The sequence below is a fragment of the Oceanicoccus sagamiensis genome (assembly GCF_002117105.1).
In the GTDB taxonomy this organism is placed as follows: domain Bacteria; phylum Pseudomonadota; class Gammaproteobacteria; order Pseudomonadales; family Dasaniaceae; genus Oceanicoccus; species Oceanicoccus sagamiensis.
This window is the reverse complement of the sequence record NZ_CP019343.1, coordinates 1-12,867: the sequence shown is the minus strand read 5'-3', so window position 1 is coordinate 12,867 and position 12,867 is coordinate 1. Positions and strand designations below refer to the sequence as shown.

Annotated in this window: 12 protein-coding genes and 1 pseudogene; 11 read left to right on the top strand and 2 right to left on the bottom strand. The window is 42.1% G+C overall.

Annotated elements, in window-relative coordinates; all coding sequences use genetic code 11:
* Positions 1 to 182 precede the first annotated feature (182 nt).
* From BST96_RS00065 to BST96_RS20820, 8 genes are all read left to right on the top strand, one after another.
* Positions 183 to 629: a hypothetical protein gene (locus BST96_RS00065; RefSeq protein ID WP_085756733.1), complete on the top strand. Its 447-nt coding sequence runs from the start codon at positions 183 to 185 to the stop codon at positions 627 to 629.
* Positions 630 to 655: 26 nt separating this feature from the next.
* Positions 656 to 1,189: a hypothetical protein gene (locus BST96_RS00060; protein ID WP_206045372.1), complete on the top strand. Its 534-nt coding sequence runs from the start codon at positions 656 to 658 to the stop codon at positions 1,187 to 1,189.
* On the top strand, positions 1,186 to 1,608 hold the full coding sequence (locus BST96_RS00055; RefSeq protein WP_085756731.1) for a hypothetical protein: 423 nt from the start codon (positions 1,186 to 1,188) through the stop codon (positions 1,606 to 1,608). The genes BST96_RS00060 and BST96_RS00055 overlap by 4 nt, the downstream gene beginning before the upstream one ends.
* A gap of 175 nt (positions 1,609 to 1,783) precedes the next feature.
* Positions 1,784 to 2,632: an FkbM family methyltransferase gene (locus BST96_RS00050; RefSeq protein WP_157117794.1), complete on the top strand. Its 849-nt coding sequence runs from the start codon at positions 1,784 to 1,786 to the stop codon at positions 2,630 to 2,632.
* Between the two features lie 59 nt (positions 2,633 to 2,691).
* Positions 2,692 to 3,846, top strand: coding sequence for a glycosyltransferase (locus tag BST96_RS00045; RefSeq protein WP_085756729.1), 1,155 nt, complete (start codon positions 2,692 to 2,694; stop codon positions 3,844 to 3,846).
* Entirely contained in the window at positions 3,843 to 4,568 is a 726-nt protein-coding gene (locus BST96_RS00040) for a class I SAM-dependent methyltransferase (RefSeq protein WP_085756728.1), read from the top strand. Before BST96_RS00045 ends, BST96_RS00040 begins: the two co-directional genes overlap by 4 nt.
* 227 nt (positions 4,569 to 4,795) lie before the next feature.
* Positions 4,796 to 7,663 (top strand): glycosyltransferase, encoded by a 2,868-nt coding sequence (locus BST96_RS00035; protein WP_085756727.1) that lies wholly within the window; start codon positions 4,796 to 4,798, stop codon positions 7,661 to 7,663.
* Between the two features lie 401 nt (positions 7,664 to 8,064).
* Entirely contained in the window at positions 8,065 to 8,931 is an 867-nt protein-coding gene (locus BST96_RS20820) for a PEP-CTERM sorting domain-containing protein (protein ID WP_085756726.1), read from the top strand.
* A 333-nt stretch (positions 8,932 to 9,264) separates the two neighbouring features.
* Here BST96_RS20820 and BST96_RS00025 read toward each other — a convergent pair whose 3' ends face one another.
* Positions 9,265 to 9,945: a VPLPA-CTERM sorting domain-containing protein gene (locus BST96_RS00025; RefSeq protein WP_085756725.1), complete on the bottom strand. Its 681-nt coding sequence runs from the start codon at positions 9,943 to 9,945 to the stop codon at positions 9,265 to 9,267.
* A gap of 761 nt (positions 9,946 to 10,706) precedes the next feature.
* On the opposite strand from BST96_RS00025, the gene BST96_RS00020 reads away from it, so the two are divergent.
* The 3 genes from BST96_RS00020 to BST96_RS00010 are packed head-to-tail and all read left to right on the top strand — an operon-like array spanning position 10,707 to position 12,659.
* On the top strand, positions 10,707 to 11,099 hold the full coding sequence (locus BST96_RS00020; protein ID WP_085756724.1) for a hypothetical protein: 393 nt from the start codon (positions 10,707 to 10,709) through the stop codon (positions 11,097 to 11,099).
* A 39-nt stretch (positions 11,100 to 11,138) separates the two neighbouring features.
* Positions 11,139 to 12,041 carry a hypothetical protein gene (locus tag BST96_RS00015; RefSeq protein ID WP_085756723.1) on the top strand — a complete coding sequence of 301 codons (903 nt, stop codon included), beginning with the start codon at positions 11,139 to 11,141 and terminating at the stop codon, positions 12,039 to 12,041.
* Between the two features lie 3 nt (positions 12,042 to 12,044).
* Entirely contained in the window at positions 12,045 to 12,659 is a 615-nt protein-coding gene (locus BST96_RS00010) for a hypothetical protein (protein ID WP_085756722.1), read from the top strand.
* A 19-nt stretch (positions 12,660 to 12,678) separates the two neighbouring features.
* On the opposite strand, the pseudogene BST96_RS00005 reads toward BST96_RS00010, so the two are convergent.
* A pseudogene (locus BST96_RS00005) lies at positions 12,679 to 12,855 on the bottom strand (aldehyde dehydrogenase family protein); the annotation flags it as partial.
* Positions 12,856 to 12,867 lie beyond the last annotated feature (12 nt).

Below are 12,867 nucleotides of genomic sequence, written 5' to 3'. Positions count from 1 at the left end.
GGTGGGGATTTACCGGTTTAAAGTGTCTTACTAAGGAGGGTAAGGGGAGCGCAAAATCATCAATTAAAACGGATATTGTCATAAGCACTCTGTTATTAGATATCGCCCCTTGGTTTTTCTGTTATTTACTGTATAGACCAGTGTATTGCGCTGTTAATTTGGATTTTATAAGGAATATGATTATGAAATTAATAATGATTTTATCGATGTTGCTTTCGACAATAGTTTTAAATGGCTGTATGACAGCCTCCCAACACCGAAATGAGGTACAGGACAATACCACTGATAGGGTCACTGTCGGCACTGTTCAGCGGGAAATTAAAGTAGGTATGAGCGGTTCTGATGTTCTCCAGATATTGGGGTCCCCAAATATTGTTTCAACAGATGACCAGAGAAGGGAGGTGTGGGTTTATGACAAGATCGCTACCGATTATGCCTACTCAAGTAGTAGTGGTGGTGCCGGAGCGCTTATTTTGGGCTTTGGCAGTGAAGTTCTTGGGGGTGTTGGGGGTAGTTATAACAAAAAGGCCGGTGCGGCGTCCAAATCACAGAGAACATTAACCATCATTGTTAAATATGATGGAGAGGGTAGGGTTCGTGATTTTGCCTATCACACATCACGGTTTTAGTTTATTGCTACATAATGAGGCAAGTCATGAAATATTTGCAAGTAAGTATTGTTATAGTCGCTTTGGTGCTGGCTGGTTGTGTTCAGACAATCCCTAAGGAAGCCTTAAAGCTGTCTCCTTCAAGTCTTGAAGATAGGCAGATGCAGACCAGGGTTTATGAGGATGTTACAGAAGAGCAGATTTTGTCTGCGAGTGTGGCCATTATTCAAGATTTAGGTGCTCAGATTAATGAATCTGAGACAGACCTTGGCTTAATTGTTGGTGAGAAGATGCGAGATGCAACGGATGCCGGACAAGTTGCTGGTGCTATAGTGTTAGCCCTGTTAACTGGCGCTGCGACGCCGGTAGATAAAGAGCAGAAAATTAAGTTTTCTCTAGTGACTGCTCCAGAATCAATGAGTCAAAACAGTGAGCGCTGGTCAGTCCGTTTAACCATTCAGCGTAAGGTATGGAATACACAGAATCAATTAAGTCGCATTGAAGCGATTAAAGAACCAGAGATTTTTCAGGGTTTTTTTGAAAAACTCGATAAGTCATTATTTCTGGAGAAGCAATCATGATTTCTGCTAAACAATCTCGTCTAATTTCGGCGATACTTCTGTTGGGTTTGTTGGTTGGCTGTAATGCTAATAGCTCAAAGCGAGAGGTTCTTGCTTCTGGAAGCCAAGTCGAGGTGAGAAGCTATCAAACAAAAACCTATGATATTCAAGATAAAAAAAGAGTGCTGCGTACAGTGATGTCAACCTTGCAAGACCTTGGTTTTGTGATTGATAAAGCAGATAACATGATAGGTATCGTCTCCGCCACTAAATTAAATGGTTACAATTTGGCTATGTCTGTATCGGTAAGGTCTAAGGGGGAGCAGATGGTTGTACGGGCCAATGCGCAATATAACCTTCAGGCGATTGAAGATCCTGGACCCTATCAGGATTTCTTTGCATCTTTAGATAAAGGTTTGTTTCTTGAGAAAAATCTGTAGGTAATTGTTGAGTGTACTGTCCTTTATCCTCTTGTTTCCCAGAGAGATTATAGAGCCAGTGCTTTTACGTCTTGCAAGCCCCTTGGATTATTTTCTTCAATACAAGGTAAAAATATATTGAGAAATATATCTCGGTGACTTGCTTAAGTATTTTGTAGATATTGTGATTAGTCGTATGCCAAGCAAATTAGATAAATTGAGGGCTTTTTACCGATTTAAGCAGGATTATCCTTTTGGTAAATTTCTATTTCCATGGTTTAGACAGAGAATTAAGTCAGAATTGGGTAAATCTTCTATAGGAGAGTTGGTTCGTACCGGTAACGACTTTCTTGTTCCTGTGAGCCCCTTGGAACCTGCAACCAGAAGGGTGCAGTGTCGTGGAAGTATTGATACCGGCATGGAATGGGTAATCAAGCGGTATGCTAAACGAAATACCTTGGCTGTTGATGTGGGCGCTAATGTAGGCCTGTTATCTTTGTTGATGGCCGATTCAGTGGGGGATTCTGGAAGGGTTTTGGCAATAGAGCCTAATGAGTCCTTGCTTGACTATGCAAAATATTTGTTCCAGCTCAATGCTGTAGATAATGTTCAAGTTATTTCAGGGGTCTGTTCGGATAAACAAGGAACTTTGCAGTTTACGATAGATAAAGACCATCATAGTAAGTCAATGGTGGTAAAAGGGGGGGAGGTTCTAGTCGAATCTTTTACGCTTGATACATTGGTGGAGGGGGTGGAGCAAAAGGTATCGTTTATCAAGATTGATGTTGAAGGTCATGAGTCGCAGGTTATCAAGGGGGCATTAGCGATTTTGAAGCATCAAAAACCCGTTTTGGTATTTGAAACAGGAATGCACACTGATGATGATATCGCTCAGATAAACCGAATGCTTGATGACGCTGGCTATAAAGTTATTGGCGTTATTATGGATTGGGGTGTTGATGAGAAATCTCTGACAGAGACTATGACAGATAAGTCGCACTGTAATGTTTTAGCTCTTCCGATTAAAAATAGTTCTAACTACTGATAGCCTGGGGTAAAGAATTGAGAAGGGGTCTAATAGTAAGAAGGTTGTAGGGGGCGAGCATGGTAAATTCAAGGACAAAAAAATGTATTCATATATTGGTGCAGGCTTCTAGAGAAGCAGTTGCTATACACCATGTCCATGCTCAAGTAGTCGCAGCCTGTTCATCTTTTGGTCCGCAGGATGTTCTTTACATTAGTGGTGATCATGGTCACGAATCACTCTATCCGTGCCAGACCACAATCACTTATTTAAGATATTCTAAGAAAGGTATCAAACGTATGAATTCATGGAAGAATATTCTGAAGACTCGAAAATTATCTAAAAAGTTAAAAGCATTAATTAGCGAGGGCGATGTTATTGTTGCAGATGGTTTAAGAGTTTCTGCTTTGATTTCACCGCTTGTAAAGAAGGGGCAGTATATATTTACCATAGTGCATGGTGAGTTTGTTTCTCTTGAAGCATTTAACTCCGTACAAATAGCCGCAATGAAGTCGTCTAACTTTCACTATATTGGCGTTTCAAAGACTGTTGCAAATAGTTTGATCGGTGTTGGTTTCTTTGGTCGCCAAGTTCACAGTGTTATTAATGGTATCGATATTGTTAACATAAAAAATAATATGTTAACTAAGGAGGTTGCGAGGAATCAATTAGGATTTACTAAAAATGATTATGTGATTGGTTCGTTAGGTCGTTTAGAGCATGAAAAACAGTATGATCAATTGATTGTACAGTTTTCAGTCTATGCAAAGGGGGATGCAGATGCCCGCTTATTAATCGTTGGTGGTGGTAGCAAATATCATGAACTGAATAAGTTGGTTGAGAGCCTGAGTATAGAGGATAAAGTAGTCTTGACTGGCTACAAGGATGAGGGCAGTAAGTACCTAAATGCTATGGACGTTTTCTCAATGTGTTCAAAAACTGAGGGTTTTGCACTGGCTCCAGTTGAGGCGTTAATTGCGGGGTTGCCTCTGATTCTGAACAATATCGATGCATTTTGTGAATTAGAAGAGTATGCGGGAAGTGAACGGGTGAGGATTTGTAAAGATTCATCTGATTTTGTCAGTATGTTTGAGTACTTCAAAAATAATGAGTTGCCAATGTCTTTGGATATGACCCGCTTCGGGCATGAGTCTATGCGGGAGGCCTATTACGCGTTGATAGCTAAAGAGGCTCTTTGCCGGAACATAAAAAGTGAATATCAAGGGATGGTATGAAGATTAATGAATTTTCGATACCTTATCTTAAGGGTGAAAAATTTGATGATTATCAGTCTTTTGATTTGTCGACAAGTAGCGCTGTTTATTCGCGATTAAGTAATATTGAGAAGTTAGCGAAAGGTAAGCGTGTTTTACATATAGGCTGTTGTGATCATCTTCCTTTTATTGATCAAAAGCTAAGTCAGGGAGAGTGGGTCCATGAGATTATTACTCGTGTAGCTGAAAAATGCTTAGGTATTGATATTAACCAAGCTAGCGTAAACTATGTAAGAGATTCTTTGAAGTATGACAATGTTGAATATGGCGATATCCTGTCCCAAAAAATAAAAGGTATCATCAATGATGAGTGGGATATGGCTATACTAGGTGAAATCTTGGAGCATGTTGATAATCCTGTAGAGTTTCTATCAGCTATTAGAACCACTTATTCAGATCATATTAAAAAAATTATTGTAACTGTCCCTAATGCGTTCTCTTATCGGAATAGCGTCAATATAGCTAAAGGAGTAGAGAGGATTAATACCGATCATCGTTATTGGTTTTCTCCGTATACTCTGGCTAAAATTCTTTGCAAAAGTGGTTTAGAGGTTGAGGAAATAGTCTATGCAGATGCTGCTTATAGAAGGGTTAGATCCTTTAAATATTGCTTTCTTGTCAGGGAGAAGAGGGTTCTTGATCCATGGTATGCCGATACGCTGATTGGTGTTGGGTCACTTTGACTTGTTGTAACTAGTAACTATCAAATGTTTAAAGCAGAGATAATTTTTTATGTGTTTTATTAATCGGGATAATCTTCCCCGTAGTTCGGCTTCTTCAAGTTAAATATTCTGAGAAGTAAATCAGCCGACGATAACAATATACAGCTAGGTTCATGTTTCCTTGTAGAGCTTTATTTTTTAAAAAAGTAGGGTTCTTATCACATTTTTTAAACCATAAGGGAGGGTAAATGGGGGATATTTTGCTTTCATCTGGGCCTGACAATTCGCCTCAACATTCAATGAGAGATCCGTCATCTGATATGCTAAGTGTTACGGTTATTATCCCTGTGCATAATCGTTGGCCTATTATCTGTGATGCCGTCGATTCTGTATTATCTCAGACCCATAAAAATATTGAGTGTATCGTTGTTGACGATGCCTCAACTGATGGTACATCTGAGCTACTTAAAGAAAAGTATGGCGATAAGATTATTGTCCTCACTAATGATCGAAATCGTGAGAAATCCTTTTCAAGGAATAGGGGCGTTATAGCGGCAAAGTCCGAGTTTATATGTTTTTTAGATTCTGATGATGTTCTTACAAAAAGTTCAGTAATTTCAAGGCTGAATGTATTTATCAATGACTCGGAATTTCAAGGTGTCAGTTTTGGCCTGTGTAAACCAGAGCGCTATAAAAAAACACAAGAAGTTAGGCTTGTTGAATATTTGAAAAATAACAAGCCGTATACGTTAGAAACCTACCTGAATAATAAAAGTACAATTTGTACAAATAGCTTTTTATTGCGTCGAGAAGCTATGATTGAATACGGTATGTATAACGAGGCGCTGACAAATCGTGAAGATATTGAATTGTTTGTGCGGCTGCTAATCGACTTGCCCTTTGTATTTACTGAAAAAAGAGTCGGTTACGTTCGATCTATAGCTAAGTCTAGGGCAAGAAATCTTTGGCGGAAGATGTTATTGCAGCAGGAGTCTATGTGTGATGCCTTTTATAATGTCTCAAAAAGATCCCCAAGATCCAGTGATGCTATTATAAAATTGGTCGAAGAGGGTAATTCTGAACTGTTAACAGCTCTTTATCATGGTTTTCGTTATCGTGATTATATTTTGTTATTCAGAGCTCTTGAGCAGTTTGGGGAAAAATCGTATATCAGGAAGAAGAAATTTAGAAAGCGTTATTTTATTTCTTGTGTTTTTCGTATTCTTTCGTGTTTTTCTAATGAAGGACTATTCGCTAAAAGAAGCTTGAATATTTCGTTAATTGATCAGCTGCATGTTAGATACAGATTATTCATAAGTGAAGATGTTATGTTTCAAGTCGATAAAGAAGCCGGTTTGAATGATGTTGTATCCTATAATAACTATCTGTGCATGCTTGACGGTGCGCGGATAATAAAGAACGAGAAAAATCGTAAGATAGTACAGGCGTTTTTGCCAAACAGTAAGGAAGTATTTTGCAAGCTATATTATCAGTCTGGATTATTTCCTTTATTGAGAAGGCTTCTTGTTGGATCTCGAGCTGCCCACCAACATAATCAAAATCTAAAATTCTATAAAACTGGATTTGCAACACCTAAATCCTTGGGCTATATATGCCGGAGGGTAGGTTTTCTTAAGTGGGAATATTTTCAAGCCTGTGAATATATTTCTGGTAGCATGACGCTTTCAAAGGCTCTCTCAGGTGATTCTCGACTCACTAACCAGGGCCGAAGCGCTCTTTTGGCAGACCTTTCTAACTTAGTCGCCCGATTTCATGGCAATAACTGGGTTCATGGTGACCTTAAGCTTAATAATATACTTCTATCTGACGGAGAGCTTTATTTTGTCGATCTTGATAGATTTGGTTTTTCATACAAGCGAATGGTTCCAGAAAGAGATTTGGGGCGTTTATTAGTTGGGCTTTCAGAAACTGGTCTTAATAGTCAGGAAATTTCTGAATTTTACAGACAGTATTGTGAAGCCTACGGGGTGGCGGGCCACGAATATATTAAGAAGGTTGCCCCGTGGATAGATAGATTCCAGAAGAAGCATAAAGAGAAGTACAATATTCATCCTTCTAAAGTTTTAAATTGTTGTGCTTGCAAAAAAGGCATCGGCAGTCACGATAAGAACGGTTTAAATATATTATTGCTCCGGCGAAGAGATGCAAAATACACATTTAAACTTCTGGAAAATGTTGCCGGCGAAATCAATATTGATAGGTACTACTTATCACGGAGTCAGCAAAAATGTCTTGATGGCTATTTACAGAACTTTAATTTGAAAGAGTATGATCGTATCGTTATTGACCTTAAGTGGTCATTGATAAGGTTTCAAACTAAAGCCTTGAAAAATATTAATGGTCTGGTTATTTATGAGCATGATGCTTGTCAAAATTTTATGCCCTCCAGCCGTTATTACAAAAAGTTTCAGCGGTTTTATCGAAAGCTGCCAAGGGCAAGAATAATTTGCAGTGGATGGCGCTCTACAGAAAGATTACAGAAAATGGGTTTTTCAGTCGACTTTGTACCAAAGTACTACGATGATATTAGCTTGAGTAATATGGGAGTAAATCGAGATATAGGCTATGCATTTATAGGGACTCTTAAGAACAAGATCTATAAAAAAAGAGAGAAGATGCTAAAGATGATATCTAAGGGGCTGCCTTTAAGATATTTATCTGCGGCCTCTCCAGATGAGTACTCTGAATTACTCAATAGAATTAAATTCTTTATCAGCGCTGATGTTGGTACAGATGAGTATATGATTAAAAACTTTGAAGCATTGGCGTGCGGCTGTGTTTTAGTGGCCTACAGGCAGAAGCTGGAAGAGGCAAGGTTAGGGTTGGTGGATATGGTTAATTGCATCCTGTATTCAACACCTGAGGAGGCAATAGAAAAGGTAAAGAAGGTTTCTTCAAGTCAGTCTTTATTAGAAAATATTGCTTACAAAGGTGAGCTTCTTGCAAAAAAATATACAACTAAGTGCCACGATGAAGCATTATTGGCGGTTATAAATAAAGATATTCAGCAAACCAATAAAAGGTATTCTGTTTTTGATAGGCTTAGAGGTTTTTTGCTTGATCATACTTTTTTATTGGATGTTACTATCAGGTAGCTAGAAAATAACAAAGATAGGCTTAGGTCCAGCTTTCGACAAAAAACGACTACAGCCAATAGTTAGTGTATATCTACGTGTAGCTATAAAAAAATCTTCCATGATCTTCACTAACCCCTTCCAAAATGCCAACTATAAGAACAGCCGCCATACAATAAGAAAGAACTATAAAGCTAAACAAACTATCAAACTATAAGGACAGACGCCGATAAAAGGAGTATGCGGATATAGAACTGATAGCCATGAAATTATTAAGAGTGTCGGTAGTATTTACAATCCCTGATAGTAAGTTTTTGTTCAATTCTATTAAGTTATTGATTTCTATAATAAAAACAACCTTGGCATAGCGATTGCTAACATGAGGTTAAAATAATATTGACATATCTTTATGGGAACGCCGCATGCTCAACACTTCTTTTAAAAACGGCCTACTTTTGGCCGCTATCATTGGCTCAGCTGCCACCAACGCAATACCTACAGTTACCGTAGACGGCGTGCTTGAAGCCGGTGAATACCTTGGCGGTACCCAGGGTCTCGACTACGGCACAATCAATTTACCATGGTATAACGACCACCATTCAATCTACGACCTCGATGCAGGCTTAAGCAACGATTTACACTGGGAAATCAGCGGCACTGGAAGCGAGTATAACCTGAATGTATTTTTCGAAGTGCCTGGCTATGCCCGTCGCATGATCTGGGATAATGGATGTGACTATGAGGCAGGCAACACGATTGCCGAGGCAGGCTGTACAGACCTCTCCAACGCGCTCCAAGCAGACGGTCTCACCGAAGAAGAAGTTACTGCAGCTTTAGATGCCTATAAAAATAACCACCATGGTCACGCCAATATGAGTTTCAGCACTCAAACTGGTAGCGAAGAATTCGAACTGGAAACTTTCGGTGGAGATACCATTTTTATGACCGATTGGGACGGCTCTGAGGAGGACTTAGGCGACAACTATGTTGACCATGCCACCTCCCTTGACTGGTTACTAGATAATGACGTCTGTGATACCAGCTTCTGCGATGCTTGGGAGGTCACTGCATCAATCGAAGTTCAATGGCAATTTGGAACACGAGATGCTACAAACGCCTTTTTGGGCGATCTTGGCAGAATGCGTCTGCACTTGTCGGATGAAGCTCGAGGGCTGCCAGTATTAACCAGCGTGCCTACACCGCCTACATCTGTATCAGAGCCCGGTAGCTTGGCGCTACTAAGTTTAGGTTTAGCCGCTCTTGGATGGGCAAGACGTAAGGCTGCTTAATAAGCTGTAAGGTTTTGAACATTTTAGAAAGCCCGCTAGCTGCGGGCTTTTTTGTGCCCTGAATCATAAACCTCAATTCAGACATAATCATTTTAAGTGATTTCGGCTTGGCTGTAATGATAACTGTTAGGGCCGGGGGCAGTTATGGGTCAACTGCTCCAGACCCCTCCTTCAATTACCCATAAATTAAACGGCAGCTTGTCTCCTGATAGCAGACATAAAAAAGCCCCGAGATTAATCGAGGCATAGGGGCGGCGGTGTGCCATTAGCGGACTAAAGCAGAATCAAAAAAAGGCCCCATGCAGGAGCCTTTAAGCAGAGCTGTTTGGTGTATTACTTCTTGCGCTTCACTCCTACCAATCCTAACAGCGCCGTACCAAACAGCCACGCCGCAGCAGGAACAGGCACCGAACTGACATCCCCCGCGCGGACTGCCCAGCTATAGATATTAGTACTCTTCCCGGCGGTGTACTGTTGGCCACCACCGGTACCGAAGATCCAGGCGTTAACTGTAGATGGAGCGTGCTCCTCGCCGTACCAATAAACATTATTCTGTAAATTCAAAATGCTCACATTGTCGCCACTATCGCCATCCGTAAAGCTGCTATTGGAAACGCCAAAGCCAGATTGAGATGAACCGCTGGCATCGTAAGCTCCCAGATTGCCTAAGTTGTTGTAAAACATATGGCCTAGCTCCCCCGTCGTAATGTTATAACCACGATCACAACTGCCATCATATGCGAAACACGGGCTGGCGCCGTTTATTAAGTTTGCTGAAGCTAAGCGCCAGTCATCAAAGCCGCCGTAGTTCAATTGGTCAGCCCACGCATTAGCATCGTCCCAAGTCATTCTGCCATCGGCATCGTAGCCTGACGTTTGCGCATAGTTGGCATCTTGCAGCCAGGTAATGTCTAAGGTGTCATCGTAAATCATGCCGTTGCCACGGTCGTACAAAGCAGCATTAGCAGACAATGATATTGTTAGGCCAATTATGGCCAGAGTTTGTTTCAGCATGAGGTGCTCCTTTACTTTGTAGTTGTTGCGTTATTTTAATTTTAGGCACTTCCCTTTAATCCATGGTGTGGGTCAAACCGGCTCTGTAAAGCTTGTCGCCACTTGTTTTGATCAAGTAAACTATTCACAGGGTTAGATGGGTATGGAGTAGAAGCGTGCCCATTAAAGGCATTTACTGCCTAAGAACAAACTTTATTGAAATTTGAACCCTCTTTCTATCCCCCATTAGTCTGTAGTGGCTACCGACTAAAGTATATAGTGGGTCATAAACCGCTAAGGGAAGCTAAAACTAATTATTGGTGCCGACGTCTGTTGCTAATGAGTGTCTGCTAATGAGTGTCTGTCCCAAAAGATCTGCCCTAATGAGTGTCTGTCCCAAAAGATCCACAAAAGATCCAAAAGATCTGCCAATAAGCTTTGTTAGTGTTGGCGGTGTTATTACTGCAGAGACACAGGGGAACACGACTGACCACTAGCTTGTTTGCCACTCTCTAATCTCCTCAAAGCTAAGCTCATGATAACGGGGCGTGATTAATTCTAACTCGCCATTATCACGTTCCCCTTTAGCTATAAATCTACCGATGATCGGTTGTTGAAATATTGTTCCTTCTATAAAAGTTCGACTATTTAAACTCCCCCAAAAATATCGACTAACTCACCAGCAATAGCTATAAATTACGGCAATCTGCTCGCCCTCTAAGGTGGGGAAATACCTTGCTAAAGTGTCTTAATACTAAAGAAAGAACTACAGGAGTAGAGCGATGCTGGCTAACTGGATGGTGTTCCCCGAGTATATGGCCCTGGGTGCTCTGGGTGCCGCTTCTATCGAATACTTAAAAAACTATGAGCTGAAAAATAATCGCACTGCGCTGACCTATCGACGCATTATTGCCAGTCTGGTTTACAGGTTTAAATTTTTGTTATTTCTGTTGGCTTCCGGTTTTATTGCCTGGGCCTTAAATGAAAACAACCCCAATGCCACCGTTTGGCAAATTGTTATTTCTGGCGCCGGTGCCAATGCGCTGGCCAATAAGGGGATAGAGGCCAGTTTATCCAGGCAGGAACTAACCGCCGGTGCCGAAGATGACCAGCCCCCCGGCTTGAGCGCCGAAAGGCCGCACCCTTACCGCATTACCTTGCGGGATCTATTTTGAGTGGTGCTTCAATATGTCACTTTTTTCAGGGAGATATAAATGTATCAATTAAGACAGTGGATAAAAAACCTAAGTGTGGCCGTGTTGTTATTGCTGTTTGTAGAAGCCAGCCATGCGGGCCTGATAACCGCCTTGGTTCGATTGCTTGATGATCTGGGGTCGGCGGCACCGGCAGCCAGGAAGGTTGATAAGGTTCCGGTGCGTGAAATACCCGCTAAGCCAGGGGCTGTTTATGATGATGTTGGCCGTGTGGCAGCGGATGCCGAGGACCCCATCCCGGCTCATGTTGGTGGCGATACCGTTGAGCGGCAGGTGTTGCGCACAGGGCTGGATGTTGGCAGGCAGCACGATAGCTTTGCCAGTGTTGCGCACGAGCCGGAATTGCTGGTCGCCATGCCGACAAAGCCGCAGCACTATAAAAAAGTCTATCAAACCGATAGCGTCAGCCAGGGGGCAGAAGAGCAGTTGCAACATTTTGCCAGACAGGTCAAAGAAGGCGAGGGCGTGACTGACTTGAATGGAGGAAGTCTTGATTTATATGCCCGTATCCACCGTGCGGAGGGTAGCCCCATTGTAGTATTTGCTCATTCAGAAAAGGGGGGTAAGCGGTTATTTATGCCTAATGGAGAAAAGGTATTGGATAAGGATATTCACAGGCAGTGCGCCAGAGCAGGCAAGCTATGTGTGGTACTCACTTGCCATGGTGATGATTTTGCCTTGCAGGGCCAGGTCACTGCCTGGGAGGCGATGTCGATGTGGCAGGCTGCACAGAAGTCGATACAGGCAGCGGATGGGCTGCCTGTGACAAATGGAGAATTTATTCATGTAATGCGCACCAGAAAATCACAACTGGATACGCAGCACCAAGCCAAGGTGGCCTTGTCTTTTTCTGGCCCGGTCGGTTCATTGTTTTATTATTACGCCAGCGATAAGGACGCATAGCTTATGCACAGGGATATTATTTACCAATCGATCAGGGATGAAATTATTGACCAAAAGCGCTGCCAGTTTCAGTTGTTTAGTATTGCCCTTGCGGTAACCTCCGCTGTATTGGCGTATGCGGCGGCAACCAAAGTGCATTCACTGGTTTATATAACTCCCATGTTGTTAATTGAATTGGCCTTAATCGTAATCTTTGATAAGGCCGTGACTATTCAAAGAAAAGTGGGCTATTTGAAAAAGATTGAGCAGAACCCTGATATTAGTCTGTGGCGGTGGGAGACCGACCTTGATAATTATCGAGGGCATCTGGCGGTCAATTATCAGGCCAATCTGAGCGGTGAAAGTCGCAAGCACTCCTATGTCACCAGTGTCGGCGTTATGATGATGGTATTGGCTCTGTTTTGTGCGGGGCTGTTTTATTTTGGCCCGGATGGGGCGGCATTGCCACTGGTTGATAATAGGGCGGCGGGCTGGATCGATATCTTTGTGCTGTCGGTTCTGCTATCCACGGCGTACTTTTTTTGCAGCAAACGCAAGTCACTGGTTACCGGGGTGAATTGCAGTGCTGCCATCAGTGCCAAGTGGGATATGATTCTTCAATTAAGGCCCGGGGAATGACTTGCATCATAGGCTGTTATCACTGTCCACTGATCCCCATAATCGCTTTGGTTTCTAAAAACTCTTCAAAGCCAAACTTGCCAAACTCCCGGCCATTGCCCGATTGCTTATAGCCGCCAAAGGGGGCGTTATAGTCCCCTTCATCGCCATTTAATAACACCATGCCGGTACGCATTTTACTGGCCACGGCCACGGCTCGTGCTTCATC

Bases quoted from the DNA above. Each gene is read 5' to 3' on its own strand.
- BST96_RS00055 (WP_085756731.1), top strand. From the start codon at position 1,186: ATGATTTCTGCTAAACAATCTCGTCTAATTTCGGCGATACTTCTGTTG.
- BST96_RS00025 (WP_085756725.1), bottom strand. From the start codon at position 9,945: ATGCTGAAACAAACTCTGGCCATAATTGGCCTAACAATATCATTGTCT.
- BST96_RS00060 (WP_206045372.1), top strand. From the start codon at position 656: ATGAAATATTTGCAAGTAAGTATTGTTATAGTCGCTTTGGTGCTGGCT.
- BST96_RS00010 (WP_085756722.1), top strand. From the start codon at position 12,045: ATGCACAGGGATATTATTTACCAATCGATCAGGGATGAAATTATTGAC.
- BST96_RS00040 (WP_085756728.1), top strand. From the start codon at position 3,843: ATGAAGATTAATGAATTTTCGATACCTTATCTTAAGGGTGAAAAATTT.
- BST96_RS00020 (WP_085756724.1), top strand. From the start codon at position 10,707: ATGCTGGCTAACTGGATGGTGTTCCCCGAGTATATGGCCCTGGGTGCT.
- BST96_RS00015 (WP_085756723.1), top strand. From the start codon at position 11,139: ATGTATCAATTAAGACAGTGGATAAAAAACCTAAGTGTGGCCGTGTTG.
- BST96_RS20820 (WP_085756726.1), top strand. From the start codon at position 8,065: ATGCTCAACACTTCTTTTAAAAACGGCCTACTTTTGGCCGCTATCATT.
- BST96_RS00050 (WP_157117794.1), top strand. From the start codon at position 1,784: ATGCCAAGCAAATTAGATAAATTGAGGGCTTTTTACCGATTTAAGCAG.
- BST96_RS00035 (WP_085756727.1), top strand. From the start codon at position 4,796: ATGGGGGATATTTTGCTTTCATCTGGGCCTGACAATTCGCCTCAACAT.
- BST96_RS00065 (WP_085756733.1), top strand. From the start codon at position 183: ATGAAATTAATAATGATTTTATCGATGTTGCTTTCGACAATAGTTTTA.
- BST96_RS00045 (WP_085756729.1), top strand. From the start codon at position 2,692: ATGGTAAATTCAAGGACAAAAAAATGTATTCATATATTGGTGCAGGCT.